Origin of the sequence: Arthrobacter gandavensis (assembly GCF_039528575.1) — a bacterium.
GTDB lineage: Bacteria > Actinomycetota > Actinomycetes > Actinomycetales > Micrococcaceae > Arthrobacter_B > Arthrobacter_B citreus_B.
Window position 1 is genome coordinate 883,192 of sequence record NZ_BAAALV010000002.1, and the last position, 17,570, is coordinate 900,761.

Annotated in this window: 18 protein-coding genes; 13 read left to right on the forward strand and 5 right to left on the reverse strand. The window is 66.0% G+C overall.

Translation table 11 applies throughout. The features are described 5' to 3' along the window. The first annotated feature begins 185 nt into the window (after positions 1-185). Positions 186-2,270: a phenylacetic acid degradation bifunctional protein PaaZ gene (paaZ, locus tag ABFX29_RS07390; RefSeq protein ID WP_152226220.1), complete on the forward strand. Its 2,085-nt coding sequence runs from the start codon at positions 186-188 to the stop codon at positions 2,268-2,270. Between the two features lie 102 nt (positions 2,271-2,372). On the opposite strand, the gene ABFX29_RS07395 is transcribed toward paaZ, so the two are convergent. The 3 genes from ABFX29_RS07395 to ABFX29_RS07405 form a co-directional block, all read right to left on the reverse strand. Further along, a complete protein-coding gene (locus ABFX29_RS07395) occupies positions 2,373-3,011 on the reverse strand; it encodes a TetR/AcrR family transcriptional regulator (RefSeq protein ID WP_152226222.1) in 639 nt (212 codons plus the stop codon). A gap of 69 nt (positions 3,012-3,080) precedes the next feature. Next, complete coding sequence (gene paaK, locus ABFX29_RS07400; RefSeq protein WP_152226224.1) at positions 3,081-4,424, reverse strand: phenylacetate--CoA ligase PaaK; 1,344 nt, start codon at positions 4,422-4,424, stop codon at positions 3,081-3,083. Positions 4,425-4,510: 86 nt separating this feature from the next. After that, positions 4,511-4,987 (reverse strand): hotdog fold thioesterase, encoded by a 477-nt coding sequence (locus tag ABFX29_RS07405; protein ID WP_152226226.1) that lies wholly within the window; start codon positions 4,985-4,987, stop codon positions 4,511-4,513. 158 nt (positions 4,988-5,145) lie between these two features. On the opposite strand from ABFX29_RS07405, the gene ABFX29_RS07410 reads away from it, so the two are divergent. After that, positions 5,146-5,916: a DedA family protein gene (locus ABFX29_RS07410; RefSeq protein WP_246167253.1), complete on the forward strand. Its 771-nt coding sequence runs from the start codon at positions 5,146-5,148 to the stop codon at positions 5,914-5,916. A gap of 62 nt (positions 5,917-5,978) precedes the next feature. Here ABFX29_RS07410 and ABFX29_RS07415 read toward each other — a convergent pair whose 3' ends face one another. Beyond that, positions 5,979-8,162: a S9 family peptidase gene (locus tag ABFX29_RS07415; protein ID WP_152226228.1), complete on the reverse strand. Its 2,184-nt coding sequence runs from the start codon at positions 8,160-8,162 to the stop codon at positions 5,979-5,981. 95 nt (positions 8,163-8,257) lie between these two features. Continuing rightward, positions 8,258-8,827: a hypothetical protein gene (locus ABFX29_RS07420; protein ID WP_152226230.1), complete on the reverse strand. Its 570-nt coding sequence runs from the start codon at positions 8,825-8,827 to the stop codon at positions 8,258-8,260. A gap of 226 nt (positions 8,828-9,053) precedes the next feature. On the opposite strand from ABFX29_RS07420, the gene paaA reads away from it, so the two are divergent. The 11 genes from paaA to ABFX29_RS07475 all read left to right on the forward strand — a co-directional run bounded on the left by paaA (position 9,054) and on the right by ABFX29_RS07475 (position 17,536). Further along, a complete protein-coding gene (gene paaA / locus ABFX29_RS07425) occupies positions 9,054-10,037 on the forward strand; it encodes a 1,2-phenylacetyl-CoA epoxidase subunit PaaA (protein ID WP_152226232.1) in 984 nt (327 codons plus the stop codon). Between the two features lie 2 nt (positions 10,038-10,039). Continuing rightward, positions 10,040-10,402 carry a 1,2-phenylacetyl-CoA epoxidase subunit PaaB gene (paaB, locus tag ABFX29_RS07430; protein ID WP_235471974.1) on the forward strand — a complete coding sequence of 121 codons (363 nt, stop codon included), beginning with the start codon at positions 10,040-10,042 and terminating at the stop codon, positions 10,400-10,402. Beyond that, the gene (paaC, locus tag ABFX29_RS07435) at positions 10,399-11,217 is read left to right on the forward strand and encodes a 1,2-phenylacetyl-CoA epoxidase subunit PaaC (RefSeq protein ID WP_055239205.1); all 819 of its coding nucleotides are present in this window, start codon (positions 10,399-10,401) and stop codon (positions 11,215-11,217) included. Before paaB ends, paaC begins: the two co-directional genes overlap by 4 nt. 5 nt (positions 11,218-11,222) lie before the next feature. Beyond that, positions 11,223-11,768: a 1,2-phenylacetyl-CoA epoxidase subunit PaaD gene (gene paaD / locus ABFX29_RS07440; RefSeq protein WP_082413243.1), complete on the forward strand. Its 546-nt coding sequence runs from the start codon at positions 11,223-11,225 to the stop codon at positions 11,766-11,768. Positions 11,769-11,771: 3 nt separating this feature from the next. Then, positions 11,772-12,932, forward strand: coding sequence for a 1,2-phenylacetyl-CoA epoxidase subunit PaaE (paaE, locus tag ABFX29_RS07445; RefSeq protein WP_152226234.1), 1,161 nt, complete (start codon positions 11,772-11,774; stop codon positions 12,930-12,932). Between the two features lie 41 nt (positions 12,933-12,973). Beyond that, positions 12,974-13,741 carry an enoyl-CoA hydratase/isomerase family protein gene (locus ABFX29_RS07450; protein ID WP_152227274.1) on the forward strand — a complete coding sequence of 256 codons (768 nt, stop codon included), beginning with the start codon at positions 12,974-12,976 and terminating at the stop codon, positions 13,739-13,741. A 170-nt stretch (positions 13,742-13,911) separates the two neighbouring features. Further along, positions 13,912-14,526 carry a hypothetical protein gene (locus tag ABFX29_RS07455; protein WP_152226236.1) on the forward strand — a complete coding sequence of 205 codons (615 nt, stop codon included), beginning with the start codon at positions 13,912-13,914 and terminating at the stop codon, positions 14,524-14,526. A 55-nt stretch (positions 14,527-14,581) separates the two neighbouring features. Next, entirely contained in the window at positions 14,582-15,211 is a 630-nt protein-coding gene (locus tag ABFX29_RS07460; RefSeq protein WP_152226238.1) for a copper resistance CopC family protein, read from the forward strand. Between the two features lie 111 nt (positions 15,212-15,322). Then, on the forward strand, positions 15,323-15,928 hold the full coding sequence (locus ABFX29_RS07465; RefSeq protein ID WP_152226240.1) for a copper chaperone PCu(A)C: 606 nt from the start codon (positions 15,323-15,325) through the stop codon (positions 15,926-15,928). Then, positions 15,928-17,178 (forward strand): Dyp-type peroxidase, encoded by a 1,251-nt coding sequence (locus tag ABFX29_RS07470; RefSeq protein ID WP_152226242.1) that lies wholly within the window; start codon positions 15,928-15,930, stop codon positions 17,176-17,178. Before ABFX29_RS07465 ends, ABFX29_RS07470 begins: the two co-directional genes overlap by 1 nt. Before the next feature lie 94 nt (positions 17,179-17,272). Next, the gene (locus tag ABFX29_RS07475) at positions 17,273-17,536 is read left to right on the forward strand and encodes a DUF6480 family protein (protein ID WP_152226244.1); all 264 of its coding nucleotides are present in this window, start codon (positions 17,273-17,275) and stop codon (positions 17,534-17,536) included. Positions 17,537-17,570: the final 34 nt, after the last annotated feature.

The following is a 17,570-nucleotide window of genomic DNA, read 5'->3' on the forward strand; positions in this document are numbered from 1 at the left end:
CGTGCCCGGGTGCGAGAAGGCGAAATGTAAGGAAAGCCCGGGTCCTTGGGTGGTGTGCCGCAGCGCACTCTCATGTAGGCTGGATTCATTACCGACCGTCCGGTCAGTTATCGGGGTGTGCCGCAATTGCGGCGAGCGGCCCGGACCGGAAAACGAACGTCCAGTATCGAAAGGGTCCGTCAAAGATGACCTCAACCGCCATAGACGTGCAAGTCGTCCCCAGCTTCGTCCAGGACGAATGGTGGACCCCGGAGAGCACCTCCGCAAAATCCGCTGAAGTCCGCGACGCTTCGACCGGCGAACTGCTCGCCCTGGTCAGCACCGACGGACTGGACACAGCTGCCGCGCTCGAGCACGGCCGCACAGTGGGCCACCGCGGACTGGCCGGACTCACCTTCCACCAGCGCGCACTGAAGCTCAAGGAACTGGCCCAGTACCTCAACGGCCGCCGTCCGGAACTCTATGAAATCTCCGCCCGCACCGGCGCAACGAAGATCGATTCCCTCGTGGACATCGACGGCGGCATCGGCGTGCTCTTCACCTTCGGCTCCAAGGGCCGGCGCGAACTGCCGAACTCCACCGTCGTGATTGACGGAACCCCGGAGGTCCTGTCCAAGGACGGCTCCTTCATCGGCGAGCACATCTACACGTCCATCCCCGGCGTCGCCGTGCAGATCAACGCCTTCAACTTCCCGGTCTGGGGCATGCTGGAGAAGTTCGCCCCGGCGTTCCTTGCCGGCGTTCCCACGATCGTGAAGCCCGCAACCCCCACCGGCTACCTCACCGAAGCCGCCGTGCGGATGATGATCGAATCGGGCATCCTGCCCGCCGGCTCGCTGCAGCTGATCTCCGGCTCCGCACGGGACCTGCTGGACCACCTTGATTACCGGGACATGGTCTCCTTCACGGGCTCGGCCTCCACCGCGAACAAGCTGAAGAACCACCCCAACGTTATTGAGGGCGGCGTGCGCTTCACCAGCGAAACCGACTCGCTGAACGCCTCCATCCTGGGCCCGGACGCTGTTCCCGGAACCCCGGAATTCGATGCGTACGTGAAGTCCCTGGTCACCGAAATGACCGTCAAGGCCGGCCAGAAGTGCACCTCCATCCGCCGCGCCATTGTGCCTAAGGCCCTGGTGAACGACGTCGTTGCTGCCGCTGCCAAGCGCATCGAAGAGCGCGTTGTGCTCGGCGACCCGCGCGCCGAAGGCGTCACCATGGGTGCCCTGGCCTCGGTTGAGCAGCGCGACGGCGTCCGCTCTTCCGTCCAGACGCTCCTGGACGCCGGCGCCAAGATTGCGTTCGGCAGCCTGGATGCACCGGAAACCGTGCAGGCCGACGGCAGCCGCGGCGTCGTCGAAGACGGTGCCTTCATGGCGCCGGTGCTGCTCACCTGGGACGATCCGAACGCAGAAGCACTGCACTCGGTTGAAGCGTTCGGTCCGGTTTCCTCGGTGGTCGGTTACGAAGACACGGCCGACGCCGTGCGGCTGGCCGCCCTGGGCGGCGGCTCGCTGGTAGCCACCGTCTGCAGCAACGACCCGGAAACTGTCCGCGAAATTGTCACCGGGATCGCCGGCCACCACGGCCGCGTCCACGTGCTGAACCGGGAAACTGCCCGCAGCTCCACCGGCCACGGCTCGCCCGTACCGCACCTCGTGCACGGTGGACCCGGCCGCGCCGGCGGCGGCGAGGAGCTCGGCGGCATCCGCGCCGTCAAGCACCACATGCAGCGCACCGCCATCCAGGGTTCGCCGAACATGCTGACCGCGATCACCGGTGTCTGGCACACCGGTGCCGACCAGAACTTCGACGAGACCCACCCGTTCCGCAAGGACCTGGCCACGCTGAAGATCGGAGACGCGATGGCCTCTGAGCTGCGCGAAGTGACGCTCGAGGACATCACCGCGTTCGCCAACAGCACCGGCGACACCTTCTACGCGCACACCAACCAGGAAGCTGCCGAGGCGAACCCGTTCTTCCCGGGCATTGTGGCTCACGGCTACCTGCTGCTCTCCTGGGGCGCCGGGCTGTTCGTGGAACCCGCTCCGGGGCCCGTGCTGGCCAACTACGGCCTGGAGAACCTGCGCTTCATCACTCCGGTGGCCGCGGGCGATTCGATCCGCGTCACGCTCACGGCAAAGAAGATCACCCCGCGTGAGACCGACGAGTACGGCGAGGTTGCCTGGGATGCCGTCCTGCACAACCAGAACGACGAGATCGTGGCCACGTACGACGTGCTGACCCTCGTGGAGAAGAAGCGCGCCTAGCCTCCACCTCACCTCTCCATCGAGATCGCAGAAACTGCCCGTTAGAAGCTTCTAACGGGCAGTTTCTGTCATCTCGTTTGGGAGGTATGAAAGGGAACGGGATCAGGGCTTGCCGTGCAGGCCGTCGAACATCATTGAAATAATGTCGTCGGCGAGCTTGTCCGCACCGATCGGGCCGCCTGGCTTGTACCACTCAACAATCGAGTTGATCGTGCCGAAGAGCAGCCGGGTGGTGGTGCGCGGATCGATGTCGCTGCGCAGGGACCCTTCGGAGCGGGCGGCGTCTACGAGCTCCGCCACGCGGCGGTCGAACTGGCGGCGCCGTTCAAGTGCGTCGCGCTCAATATCGGTGTTGCCCCGCAGCCGCAGCAGGAGGGTGACGAACGGAAGCCGTTCGGTCAGGACCTTGATGGTGCCCCGGAGTACGAACTCGAGCCGGGCGTCGGCCGGGCCGGTGGAAGCCCGCGGGTCATCGAGAACCCCTTCAAGCCCGCCCAGCGCGTTTTCCAGGGCCAGGCGCAGCAGGTCGCCCTTGGACGGAACGTGGTGATAGATCGCGGACTTGGTGATGCCCAGGTTCTCCGCGAGGATGCCCATCGACGTCGCTTCGTAGCCGTGGCGGTTAAAGACGTCGACGGCGATGTTCAGCACGGTCTGCTGGTCGTAACCCGGGCGTCCACGGCGTGAACCGTTGCCGGCTGCGGAGGACGGGGAAGTCGCGGAACTCGAGGGACTAGGCATCTGCATATTTTCGCATGAACGTTCGGTTGGCCGGGACATGCCCGGCCAACCGAATGATCATAACGGCTGCTAAGCCGGCTTGTTCTCCTGCTTGCGCAGGTCGTAGATGCGGCGCAGCTTGCCGCTGGAGCGTGCCAGCGAGCCGGGCTCCACAACATGGATGGCGCAGGAGGATCCGATATGGATCTTGATCTGGTTCTTCAGCTCAGCCGCTGCCTTGCTGCATTCATCGGCGGACGATTCAGCACGGCGCTCGATCTTCACAGCCAGCTCGTCCATGCGGTCCGGGCGGGTGATCTCCAGCTGGAAGTGCGGGCTCAGGGCCGGAATCCGCAGCGCGATTTCCTCGATCTGGCTGGGGAAGAGGTTCACGCCGCGCAGGATGATCATGTCGTCATTGCGGCCCGTGATGCGGCCCATGCGGCGCATGCCCGGACGTGCCGTGCCCGGCAGCAGCCGGGTCAGGTCGTGCGTGCGGTAGCGGATGATCGGCAGCGCTTCCTTGGTGAGGGACGTGAAGACCAGCTCACCGTGCTCGCCGTCGTCCAGCACCTTGGTGTCATCGAACGGGTCGATGATCTCCGGACGGAAGTGGTCCTCCCAGATATGGGCGCCATCCTTGGTTTCCACGCATTCGCCTGCCACGCCCGGGCCCATGACCTCGGAAAGGCCATAGATGTCGCAGGCGTCGATGTCCATCATCTGCTCAAGCTCATGCCGCATTTCCTCGGTCCACGGCTCGGCGCCCAAGACGGCGTTCTTCAGTGAGGTGGAGCGCGGATCAATCCCGGCGCGCTTCATGGCATCGGCGATGGTCAGCAGGTAGGTGGGGGTAGCCAGGATGGTGTCCGGCTGGAAGTCCTGGATCAGCTGGATCTGGCGTTCGGTCTGGCCGCCGGACATCGGAATGACCGTGCAGCCCAGCTTCTCGGCGCCGAAGTGGGCGCCAAGGCCGCCGGTGAAGAGACCGTAACCGTAGGCGTTGTGGACCTTGTAATTTGACTTCACGCCGGAGGCACGCAGCGAGCGGGCCACCAGTGTTCCCCAGCGGTCAAGATCGCCCTTGGTGTAGCCGACCACGGTGGGGCGGCCGGTGGTGCCGGAAGAGGCGTGGATGCGGGAGACCTCGTCCATCGGCACGGCGAACATGCCAAACGGATAGCTCTGGCGCAGGTCTTCCTTGGTGGTGTAGGGGAACTTGGCCAGGTCGGAGAGTTCCTTGAGGTCGTCCGGGTGGACACCGGCGTCGTCGAACTTCTTCGTGTACAGCGGCACCCGCTCATAGGCGTAGCGAACCGTCTCCTTGAGGCGGGTGAGCTGCAGGGCCTCGATCTGGTCCCGGCTCATGAGCTCCTCGGCGTCGAGGGTGGCGGGATCTGCTGCGGTGGCCTTGATGGCGGAGGCGGTATTCATTGCATAGAACCTTTGGAAGAGGGGTGGGGCTTGATTGTGCAGTGCTGGGAAGGAAAACGAAAGAGCGGGATCCTGCGGGCCGAACCCTAGCTTCGGCGGGCAGGATTGGGAATGGTGCGGGAGCGTCCCCTGAATTCAGCGATGACGCGCGTGGTGCCGTCAGGGGACTCCGCGGTGACCTCGATGTCGTAGACGCCGCTGCGGCCTGCTGCCGCCCGGCGGCTGGCTTCTGCCCGGAGCTTATCGCCGGCACGGGCTGAGGAGATGAAGTTGATGTCCGCGCCGGAAGCCACGGTGATGGTGTCCATGTTCGCCAGGGAATCGGCGCCGCTTGGGTTGCAGGCCAGCGCGAACGCGGTGTCGGCGAATGCGAAAACCATGCCGCCGTGGGCGATTGAAAACCCGTTGAGCATCTCGGGGCGCAGGTCCATGGTGATCACGGCGTAGCCGTCCGCCAGGTCCTGGACCGAAATGCCAAGCCATTCAGACGTCGCGTCGTGCTCAAGGATGGGATGTGCCAGGCGCATTTCGCGGGCCGGGGCAGTGACGCCGGTGTCAGCCATGGGAACCCTCTCTTTTCTTTACCGAATGTTCATTAGGTAATCCTGTGAGCGTTATCACTGTCAAGTCGAGACGGGACTGCGCCGCCGTGGGCCCGTCCCGCTGCGTAACAACCCGGCACTCCCAGCCTGCACAAAGGGTCATGGACTAGCCTGTTGTGGTGATCTCCGCCACAGCTGCTCCCGCTGCGCTGCAGCCAAAGTCCTCGCTCTTGCCGGAATGGCTGGATCCCCAGGTCTTCCTCGCCGACCCCGCAATCGGTCCGTGGGTGGTGCTGCTGATCTGCGGCATCGTCTTCGTGGAGACCGGATTGCTCATCGGCTTCTTCCTCCCCGGAGATTCCCTGCTCTTCACCGCGGGACTGCTGGTTGCCACGGGGGCCGTGCAAATCAACATCTGGGTGCTCATCCTGCTGATCGCCCTCTGCGCGTTCGCCGGAGACCAGCTCGGGTACTTCATCGGCCGCAAGGCCGGGCCCGTGGTCTTCAACAGACCCGAATCCAGGTTCTTCCACCAGGAGAACGTGGAGCGTGCTGAGGCCTTCTTTGCCCGCCACGGCGGCAAAGCCGTGGTGCTGGCCCGCTTCATCCCGGTGATCCGCACCTTCACCCCGGTGGTGGCCGGCGTCGGACGGATGCACTACGCCACCTTCATTGCCTACAACGCCATCGGCGGAGCCGTCTGGGCGCTCTCCGTCACCCTGCTGGGCTACATCCTGGGGGACCGGGTCCCGTTTGTGCGGGACAACCTGGACCTGATCTTCCTGGGCGTCATCGGCCTGACGCTGGTCTTTGTGGTCGCGGGCCTGTTCCGGCCCGGCCGCCGGACGCAGCGTACGGCGAAGCAGCAAGATGCGCCGGAGCAGAAAGGCGTGCGGAAGCCGCGGCCAATGCCCCGCCCCCGGCCCGAAGCTGCCGCCGGGGAGGACTGAAAACGGCGCAGGCCGGGCACCCACAGGGGCACCCGGCCTACGCCGTCGTTCTTCGCTGCTTCCTACCGGGCCGCAGCCGCCGGTGAGCTGACCCCGGGAAGCAGATCCCGGGCATCCAGCGCCGAGAGCACAAAGGCGTAGTCCCAGGCACGGTCCTTCCAGGCCTCGTAGCGGCCGGAGGCACCGCCGTGCCCGCCGTCCATTTCGATCTTCAGCACCACAGGCTCGGAGCCGGTGGTGGTTTCGCGCAGCTTGGCCACCCACTTGGCCGGCTCCACGTACAGCACGCGGGTGTCGTTGAAGCTGGTGACGGCGGCGATACGCGGATACTCGACGGCTCGCACGTTCTCATACGGGCTGTACTCGCTCATGTAGCGGTACACCTCGGGATCGGTGATCGGGTTGCCCCATTCCTCCCACTCCAGCGCGGACAGCGGCAGGTTGGGATCCAGGATGGTGGTCAGCGCATCCACGAACGGCACCTGCGCCACGATCGCCCGGTACTTCTCCGGAGCCAGGTTCGCCACGGCGCCCATGAGGAGTCCGCCGGCGGAGCCGCCCATGGCCGCGATCCGGGCCGGGTCAACCCAGCCCGACGCCGCCATGTGGTCGGTCGCTGCCACGAAGTCGGTGAAGGTGTTCTTCTTGTTCAGCTTCTTGCCCTGGTCGTACCAGGCCCGGCCCATCTCGCCGCCGCCGCGGATATGGGCAACGACAAAGATGACGCCGCGGTCCAGCAGGGAGAGCCGGGCAATGTTGAAGGCCGGGTCCATGGAGATTTCGTAGCTGCCGTACGCGTAGATCAGGGCGGGATTGGAACCGTCCCGGGCCACCTCGGCCCGGCGCAGCACAGAGAGCGGAATCCGGGTGCCGTCAGCCGCCGTCGCCCAGTCACGCTCCGCCACGTACTGTGCGGGATCATAGTTCCCCCGCACCGGGGTTTCCTTCCGCAGCTGCAGTTCGCCGGTGGCCAGCACGTAGTCGTAGACACGCGGCGGTGTCAGGTAGGAGGTGTAGCTTAGGCGGATGATCGGCGAATCGTATTCTGCGTTGGTCAGGCCTGCGGTGTAGAGCTCCTCGTCGAAGGCGGGTTCCGACGGCGCTGCCTGCTCCGGGGTGCCGATGCCGGCCAGCGGCAGGATCTGCACGCGCTCGGTGGTGTCCTTGCGGACCGAAACCAGGAGGTGCGTGGAGGTGACGGACACCCCGTTGACCCGCACGGCGTCGTCGTGCGCCACCACGGTTTGCCACTGCTGTTCGCTCAGCGGCTTGGCGAATTCACCCTCCGCGACCAGGGACACCATGGAGTTCAGGGCGTTCCTGTTGTGGGTAATAAGGTACTGCCGTTCCCCGTTTCGGGTGAACGGTTCTGCTTCATAGAGGATCCGCTCGCTGCGAGGGATCAGGGTCCGCACGGTGTCCGACGCGTCGTCGAAATCCATCACCCGGTACTCGCTGTATTCGGAGCAGCTGACGCCGATCAGCAGCTGCTTCCGGTCTGCGGAGAGGTCGAAGCCCGTCCACATGGCGACGTCGTCTTCCTGATAAAGAACGGTGTCCTCACTGACATCGGTGCCCAGGGTGTGCGCCTTGATCTGGTAGGGACGCCAGGAATCATCGACGACGGTGTAGAAAACGCGGGTGCCGTCCGGTGAGAAGGCGAGCGAGTAGAACACGTTGGAAACGACGTCGGGCAGCAGTTCACCGGTGCGCAGATCCTTGATCCGCAGCGTGAAGCGCTCGTCTCCGGCATTGTCCTCACAGTAGGCCAGCAGGTTGCCGTCCTCGGTGACGGCCAGCCCGCCCAGGGAGAAGAAGGGCTTGCCTTCGGCTTCGGCATTGCCGTCAATCAGGATCTGTTCCCCGGGCACGGGAACGCCGGGTTCGACGACGGGAGGGGTCCAGTCCGCGTGCAGGTCACCGGTGTCCCGGGCTGCGGTGCGGCAGTGGATCGCGTACTGCTGGCCTTCCTCGGTGCGGGTGTAGTACCACCAGCCGCGCTTGCGCGCCGGAACTGAAAGGTCGGTTTCAACGGTGCGGGCCCTGATCTCGTCGAAGATCTCCTGCCGCAGCGGCTCCTGGTCTGCGGTAACGGCCTCGGTGTAGGCGTTCTCCGCGTTGAGGTGCTGAACCACCTCCGGGTTTTCCTTCTCCCGCATCCATTCGTAGTCGTCGGTGAACGTTTCACCGTGGTGGGTACGTTCGACGGGGACTTTTTTCGCGGCCGGGGGAACAGGTGTAGTCATGTCCCGAATATATCGATCCCTCAACCAGCCCGCGATGGGCCGCGCCCCCTTTATGCTGGCGGCTTATGCGCCGCCGCGGCTGCCCCGCGGCGTACCTAGCGGCCCAGCAGGATCCAGGCACTGAACATGCCCGCAGCGGCGAAGAACACCCAGTTGGCCAGCACCAGTGCCAGGGTGTGGGCGAAGGGCCTGTGGCCGTGCAGGCTTCTTACGTGGGCGGGATCCTGGCTGGCAGGCCCGCGGCGGAACTGGGACCACAGGGAGGTGGCCAGCAGCAGGCCACCGCCGGCCGCGGCGACCGGAAAAGCCGGCAGTGTCAGGATCACCGTGGCGCCCGCAGTCCAGAACAGGAGGACGTGCGCCACGACGACGCCGGCCAGGACGGCCAGCGGGCGGCCGGGCCGTCCCGCGAGGGCCGCGGGCAGATACCGGGGTGTGGCACCCGCCGCTGCCAGGAGTGTCAGAACTATGGCCAGCCCGCTCACTGTGATGCCGAGGGTGCCGCCGGTGGACGCCACGGCAGCGGCCACGGCGCAGAACCCCAGCAGGCCCAGCAGGATCGGCACCAGCAGGTGTGCGGCCATGCCGGGCGCGGAAGCCTGTGCGGAAGCCTCCGCGGCAGCCGGACGTATCCGGGTGCGCTCGGACGCTTCACTGCCTGCCATGCTGTGGTTCCTCCTGCCTGGGCTGATAGATCAAAGGTAGCCGCTGCCCCGCCTCCGTGCCGCCACGGCGTCTCCCGCCGCCTCGCCGTCACGGCCGCGCAAAACGGATTCCGCCTTGACGTGCCGTCGCTCACACGCATATCCTGAACGAACGGTCGGTAATTATTGGCCGAACGACTTCCGCGGAGCTGTCCGCGGCCACGTGGAAAACAGTGAGGTGACATCTATGGCTACGCAGGCAGAGTTGTACGCAGTCCCGGCCCAGCAGGACGATGACGCAGCCGGGCAGGCAGCATTCGACGCGATCATCGCCGACGACTCGCGGATCGAGCCCCGCGACTGGATGCCGGAAGGCTACCGGAAGACCCTGGTCCGCCAGGTCTCCCAGCACGCGCACTCCGAGATCATCGGCATGCAGCCTGAAGCCAACTGGATCACCCGTGCCCCCTCACTGAAGCGCAAGGCCATCCTCCTGGCCAAGGTCCAGGACGAAGCCGGCCACGGCCTCTACCTCTACTCCGCCGCCGAGACCCTCGGAACGCCGCGGGACAAGATGACCGAAGACCTCATCGCCGGCAAGGCCCGCTACTCAAGTATCTTCAACTACCCCACCCGCAGCTGGGCAGACATGGGCGCCATTGGCTGGCTCGTTGACGGCGCCGCCATCTGCAACCAGGTCCCGCTCTGCCGCGCCTCCTACGGACCCTACGGCCGTGCCATGGTCCGTATCTGCAAGGAAGAATCCTTCCACCAGCGCCAGGGATTCGAGATCCTGCTCGAGCTGGCCAACGGCACCGAGGCGCAGAAGCAGATGGCCCAGGACGCCATCAACCGCTGGTACGCCCCGGCCCTGATGATGTTCGGCCCGCCGGATGATGATTCTCCCAACTCCCGCCAGTCAATGGCCTGGAACATCAAGCGCTTCTCCAACGACGAGCTGCGCCAGCGCTTTGTCGGCATGATCTACGAGCAGGTCAAGGTCCTTGGCCTGACCCTCCCCGATGACCAGATCCGGTTCAACGAAGAAACCGGCAAATGGGAGCACGGACCGCTGGACTGGAACGAGTTCAAGGAAGTCCTTGCAGGACGCGGCCCGTGCAACTCGCAGCGGCTGGCCCGCCGCCGCGAAGCACACGAAGACGGCGCCTGGGTGCGCGAAGCAGCAGCTGCGTACGCGGCAAAGCAGGCACGAAAGACAGAGGTGGCATAAGCATGGTTTCCGGTTCCACAACGGGCGATGACGGCACGAAGACGGCGGCAACGTCCGGTTCGGTGGCGCCCGACACGGGCGTAAACGCGGCCTGGCCGCTCTGGGAAGTGTTTGTCCGCTCCTCCCGCGGACTCTCCCACGTCCACGCAGGTTCGCTGCACGCGCCCGACGCCGACATGGCGCTGCGCAACGCACGCGACCTATACACCCGGCGCAACGAAGGCGTTTCGCTCTGGGTGGTTCCGGCCGAGGCGATCATCTCCTCCGACCCCGATGCCAAGGGCCAGTTCTTCGAGTCCCCGCAGGGCAAGGACTACCGGCACGCAACGTACTACCGCAAGTCCGAAGGGGTGAAGCACCTGTGAACACGGACAGCGCCACCCGCATCACCCCGGGCAACGCCCTCCGCCCGGAGGACATTGCAGCCTCTGATGCCAAGGCCCCCGAAGCCGTCGCGGAGTACGCGCTCCGCCTGGGCGACGACGCACTGATCCTGGCCCAGCGCCTGGGCTGGTGGGTTGCCCGGGCCCCGGAGCTGGAAGAGGACATTGCCCTTTCCAACATCGCCCTGGACCTGATTGGTCATGCCCGGTCCTTCCTCACCTACGCCGGCACTGCCTGGGACAAGACCGAGGATGACCTGGCCTACTGGCGAGGTGAAGAGGAATACCGTTCCGCCCACATCGTGGAGCAGGAAAACGGCGACTTCGCCAAGACGATTGCCCGCCAGCTGGTGGTCTCCTTCTTCCAGTACGAGCTTTACACCGCCATGCTCTCCTCCAAGGACGAGACCCTGGCGGCCATCGCGGCCAAGGCCGTGAAGGAAGTCGACTACCACCGCGACCACAGCGCCCAGTGGGTGCTGCGCCTGGGCCAGGGAACCGAGGAATCACGCACCCGGATGATCCGCGCCCTGGAACTCATCTGGCCGTACGTGGGCGAGCTGTTCGAGGACGATGACCTGGTTCGCTCCCTCGACGGAATCGCCGTCGTGCCCTCCACGCTCCGCGCTGCCTTCGATGAGAAGGTCGGTGCCGTGCTGGCCGAAGCCGAGCTCGAAGCCCCAGAGGTGCAGCCCGCACCGGGCGGCGGACGCCGCGGCGAGCACAGCGAGTACCTCGGCTACATCCTGGCTGAGCTCCAGGTGCTGGCCCGCCAGCACCCCGGTGCAACCTGGTAACAGCTATGAACGAGACTGAGGCAGCACCCCCCGTCGACGCCGCAGCCAGTACGCAGCTGCGACCCGCGGACCCCGCATCAGCGGCCGCCTGGGACGTAGCGGCGACAGTCTGCGACCCGGAAATCCCGGTCCTGACCATTGAGGACCTGGGTGTTCTGCGGGCCGTTCAGGTCCAGCAGGACAACTCGGTGCGGGTGGCCATCACCCCCACTTACTCCGGCTGCCCCGCCATGGACGCGATCCGCGACGACGTCACCGCCGCGCTCGTTGCCGCCGGCTACGGACCGGTCCGCGTGGACCTGGTCCTGGCCCCGGCCTGGACCACGGACTGGATGAGCGAATCCGGCAAGACCAAACTCAACGAGTACGGCATCGCCCCGCCCACCGGCCGGGCCGCTGCCGGACCCGTCCGGCTGGGCCTTAGCGTCAAGTGCCCCCAGTGCTCCTCACTCAACACGCGTGAAATGACACGCTTTGGCTCTACTTCCTGCAAGGCGCTGTACGTCTGCCGCGACTGCCAGGAACCCTTCGACTACTTCAAGGTGCTCTAAACCATGACAACCTCCACCACCGAGGCGGGCGCAGCTCCCGCCTCGCGCCGCACCGCCTTCCACCCGCTGACGGTCAGTGCTGTCCGCCGGCTCACCGAAGACGCCATCGAAGTCACCTTCGCGGTTCCCGAAGAGCTGACCGGTTCCTTCGATTACCTGCCCGGCCAGTACGTTGCCCTGCGCACCACGCTGGACGGCGCGGAAATCCGCCGCAGCTACTCCATCTGCGCGGAGCCGAAGCCCGGTGAAATCCGGGTCGCCATTAAGCGCGACCTCGGCGGCAAGTTCTCCACCTGGGCCAATGAAAACCTGAAGGCCGGGGACGTCCTGGACGTCATGAGCCCCACGGGCGGCTTCATCTCCAAGCACCCCATGACGGCGCTCAACCACCCCGAAGACATCGATGTCACGGATGAGAACGTGTTTGTCGCCGTCGCCGCCGGGTCCGGCATCACCCCGGTAATCTCCATTGCACGCACCGTGCTGGCAGCGTCGGAGAACGTGCGCTTTGACCTGGTCTACGCCAACAAGGCCGCCATGGACGTGATGTTCCTGGAGGAACTGGCGGACCTGAAGGACAAGTACCCGGCCCGCTTCGCCGTCCATCACGTGCTCTCCCGGGAACAGCGTATTTCCCCGCTGCTCTCCGGCCGGATCGACGCGGAGAAGCTTTCCGCACTCATCGAGTCCGTGCTCCCCACCCGCGACGTGGACGAGTGGTTCCTCTGCGGCCCGTTCGAACTCGTGCAGCTCTGCCGGGACACCCTGGCCGAGCGCGGCGTGGACTCGGAGAAGGTCCGCTTCGAACTCTTCACCACGGGCCAGCCCGGAAAGCCGGAAGGCCAGATCGGCCGCCCCATCCAGGTTGATCCGTCAGCCGACAACTTTGAGATCAGCTTCCGGCTGGACGGGCTGCAGGGCAAGGTGGCCAGCCCCACCCACGCCCGTGAATCCATCCTGAACGCCGCGCTCCGCGTCCGCCCGGATGTTCCGTTCGCCTGCGCCGGCGGCGTCTGCGGCACCTGTCGCGCCAAGGTGGTCTCCGGCACCGTGGAAATGGAAGAAAACTACGCCCTGGAACCGGATGAAATCGAAAAGGGTTACATCCTGACCTGCCAAAGCCGCCCCACCAGTCCCGAAGTCACCGTCGACTACGACGCCTAGGAGCGAAGCCACCGATGAGCGAGCAGAACCAGCCTGAGTCCATGGTTGAACTCAGCATTAACGACGGCGTTGCCGAGGTTGTCCTCAACGCCCCGCAGAAGCTCAATTCACTGGATGAAAAGGCCCTCGCGGACCTGTCCAAGGCCTATGACGACGCCGCTGCCGCCGGAGTGCGCGCGCTTCTGCTGCGCGGGGAAGGCAGGGCCTTCTGCGCCGGACGCGATATCTCCGGCGTCGTACCGGCCGAAGACGACGCTTATGCCTACCTCGGTGACCTGGTCACCCCGCTGCTGAAGAAGATGGCAGCCTTCCCGGCACCCACCTTCGCAGCCGCGCAGGGTGCCTGCCTCGGCGTCGGGCTGGGCCTGCTGGTGGCCACCGACGTGGTCTACGTGGCGGACAATGCGAAGATCGGCTCGCCGTTCGCGAACCTGGGGGCAACCCTGGATTCGGGCGGACACTGGCTCTTCACCGAGCGGCTGGGCGCCCACCGCACGCTGGACCTGATCTACACGGCAGACCTGATGAGCGGAACGGAAGCCGTAGCTGCTGGCCTGTTCAGCCGGGTCTTCCCGGCCGACGAGCTGCTGGACACCACCCGGGCCACGGTTGCCCGCGTGGCCTCCGGTGCCACCGAAGCGTTCCGTGCTTCCAAGGAACTCGTGGCACAGATTCGCGATGCCCGCCTGGGACTCTGGGAGTCGGTCGAGGATGAGAACAAGGCCCAGGGTGTGCTTTGCGGTACCGAGGACTATGCCGAAGGTTTCGCCGCCTTCAAGGAAAAGCGCAAGCCAGTGTTCAAGGGCTAGCTTTCCCCTCTCGTCGAGATAGCAGAAACTGCACGATACAGCCCTGTAACGTGCAGTTTCTGCCATCTCGATGGGAACGGGGAGCGGATATTCGACACGGCGTCGAAACTTCGGGAGAATTGCAGGGCCGGATGCGATCCCGCCCGGTACACGGTGCCTGAGGAGGACCGATGACAGCGCGTGCCGCACGCTTGGTGCGCGGCTGGGCCGGAGCATTCGCGGCCACGGCCGTGGCTGCTGCGTCGCACGTGCTTGGCGGCGGTGCCGCTCCCGAACCGGCCCTCGTGCTGTTCTGCCTGGCAATTTCCGGCATGGTCAGCTGCCTGCTCGCCGGACGCGGGCTTTCGCTGCCCCGCCTCAGCACCGCCGTCGTGTTCAGCCAGGGGCTGTTCCACCTCATTTTCAGCTTCGGTTCCGCCCCGGCCGCCGTCGGTGCAGGCTCGGGCCACGCCCACCACGCGGGTCCCTCGCTGACAGAGACCGGAACTGCTGCCGCCGCGGCCGCCGCATCGGCTCCCGCACACGGACTCCTGATGTGGGTCAGCCACGCCCTTGCCGCCGCGGCCACGGTGTGGATTATTGCCCACGGCGAGCGGACCCTGGTGCGCCTCATCGAAGCGCTCGGCGTCCGACCCGGTGCGCTGCTGCCCCTGTTCCGGCCCGCACACCTTCGCCGTCCCATCACTGCCGTCCTGGCTGTGCGGCCCCTTGGGCTGCGCAACCTCGGCATCCCCCTTCTGACGCTCCGGCACCGGGGCCCACCTGCTGCATTCGTGTCCAGCTAGGCGCACTCCGCGCACCCACACGAATCCCAGTTCCTTCCCGGAACGGAAAGCAGTTATGCCTACCACTTTTTACCGCCAGGCCCGCACCCGTGCCTCGCTCCTTGCCGCAGCTCTCCTCGCAGCCTTCGCAGCGGTTCTCTTCCTTGCAGCACCGGCACACGCGCACGATGAACTTGTGTCCTCCAACCCGGCGGACGGTGCCGTCCTGGATGCCGCTCCCTCCGAGATTGAACTGGTCTTCAGTTCAGAACTCATGGACCTGGGCAACCAGGTCATCGTCGAAGACTCTGCCGGGAAGAACCTCGCCGAGTCCGAGCCGGTCCTGACACGCGAAACCCTGGTCCAGTCCGTTCCTGCCCTCGACGCGGGCGAATACAAGGTCAACTGGCGTGCGGTATCCAGCGACGGGCACCCGATCACCGGCACCTTCAGCTTCACCGTGAACGCTCCTGCCGGGGAAAGCCCCTCACCGGCTGCAACGGAGTCCGCTGCCGCCCCGGCGCCCAGCGAGCCCGCTCCCAGCGCGTCAGCAGATCCGGCAGAAGCAGAGCCGGCAGCGCAGGAGTCCAGCGTGGCATCCCACCTGCCGTGGGCCCTCGCCGGTGTCGGCGCAGGAGCAGCTGCAGCCCTCGCAGCCTGGGCAATCGTGGTCCAGGTCAAGAAGCGCCGCGGCGCCAGCGCCTAACTGAAACTGCCGTCACGCGGCAGTCCCCTCCAGGCCCTGCCCCGGCAGCGTCTGCCCTTTCATTGACCGCGCCTAGATGCGCGGAACACACCTTTGGAGTACCCGAAAATCATGAAGAAAATCACTCTCGCCGCAGTCGTCCTTGCCGTCTCCGCTGCGGCCCTCACCGGTTGTGGCTCCTCCAGCCCCGCAGCCGAAACGGCCCCTGCTCCGGATGATGCCGCAGCGCTGTCCATGACCGGAGCCTGGGCGAAGGCCGCAGAAGCAGACGAAATGACCGGCGCTTTTGGCACGCTCGAAAACTCCGGCGACGAGGACCTCACCATCGTCGCCGCCAGTTCGGCGTCCGCCTCAACCGTTGAACTGCACGAAGTGGCAATGGACGACGACGGAGCGATGGTCATGCGCGAAATCGAAGGAGGATTCGTGGTCCCCGCCGGAAGCGACTACCTCCTGGAGCCCGGAGCGAGCCACCTGATGCTGATGGGCCTGACGGACGGACTGCTCGCCGGAGACACGGTGACGATCACCCTCGAGCTGGCTGACGGCTCCACCCTGGACGTCGACGCCGTGGCCAAGGACTTCGCGGGCGGAAACGAAAGCTACGGATCCGGCGAAGGCCACGACGCCGGGGGCCACGGGGCTGGATCACACGGCACTGAGACACACGGCAATGAGACCCACGGGACTGAAACCCATGGGACTGCGGACCACTAATGAGCGCTGAAACCACACCACGGGGCGTGGGCCGGCGCCGCCTGCTCTTCGGCGGTGCCGCGGCGGGCCTGGGGGCGGTTGCGGCTGCCGGCGGCCACCTGGCCGGCAGCCGGGGGTTCGGGCAGGGAAGCGCGGAGATGGAACGGACAGGGCTGGATGAGGCGGGAAGCAACGGCCGCCAGACAGTTCCGTTCTACGGCCGGCACCAGGCCGGCATAGCCACCCCGCCCGGGTCCTGCGCAGCTTTCGTTGCCCTGGACCTGCGCGACGGCGTCGGCCGGGACCGCATCCGGTCCTGGCTGCGGATGCTGAGTGATGACGCAGCCGCGCTGACCCAGGGTGAACCTGCGCTGGCAGACACCGAGCCGGAGCTGGCCCGGAACCCGGCGCGGCTGACGGTGACGTTCGGGTTCGGGCCCGGCCTCGTGGCCGCCGTGGCTCCGGAACTGGCCCCTGCCTGGCTCGGCCCGCTTCCCGCCTTCGGCATCGACAAGCTCGAAGAGCGGTGGAGCGGGGGAGACCTGATGCTCCAGTTGTGCGCCGATGACCCGCTGACCCTGGCCCATGCCCAGCGGATGCTGCTGAAGGACAGCCGTGCGTTCGCCGTCGTCCGCTGGATCCAGCCGGGCTTCCGCCATGCCTACGGCAGCGAACCTGCCGGCACCACCATGCGCAACCTGTTTGGACAGGTGGACGGTTCCGCGAACGCGCTGCCGGGGACGCCGGAGTTCGAACGGGTGGTGTGGGGCGACGCGGAGATTCCGGCCTGGCTGGAAGGCGGCACCTCGATGGTCGTCCGGCGGATCGCGATGAACCTGGACACCTGGGATGAACTGGACCGGCGGGGCAGGGAAGAAGCGGTGGGCCGCAGGCTCGCCAACGGTGCGCCGCTGACGGGTGAAAATGAGCGGGATGAGCCGGACTTCGACGCCGTCACCGGACTCGGGTTCAAGGTCATCCCGGAGTACGCCCACATGCGCCGTGCACGTCCGGAGAATCCGCGGCAGCGGATATTCCGCCGCGGCTACAACTACGACGACGCTCCGGAACCTGGTGGCGCGGTCTCCAACGCGGGTCAGATCTTCGTTGCCTTCCAAGCGGATGTCGCCGAGCAGTTTGTGCCGATCCAGCAGCGGCTGGACAAACTGGACCTGCTCAATGAGTGGACGACGCCCATCGGATCGGCTGTATTCGCCGTGCCGCCGGGTGCATCGGAGGGCGGATTCGTGGGAGAGGGGCTCTTTAGGTAGGGATTGCCCGGCGGCTGGTAGTCCCGCTAGGTTGGAAAGGTCAGCATGCTGACTAATTGTTTTCTCCCTTGCGGGACATCACCGAAAGGCCACGATGACGCAAAGCTACGATCCGAACAATGATCCAGCCAACCCGGACAAGCCCAAGGAAGCTGACCACGCTGCCGCGCAAAAGGGGCCGGAAACCACGGAAGGAACCGGCAACCATGCCGGCAGCGGCGAAAAGGGCCGCCGGGTGAATCCTGATCCGGCCGAAGGGAACATCACCGGGCTGGAGCCGGGCGGCGGAGTTCCGCCGGGGGAGACCCCTCCCGCCGAGGATCAGATGAGCATGGACCAGGGGCACGACGAGAACTGACGTCCCGTCCCTGGAAATCGAGATGACAGAAACT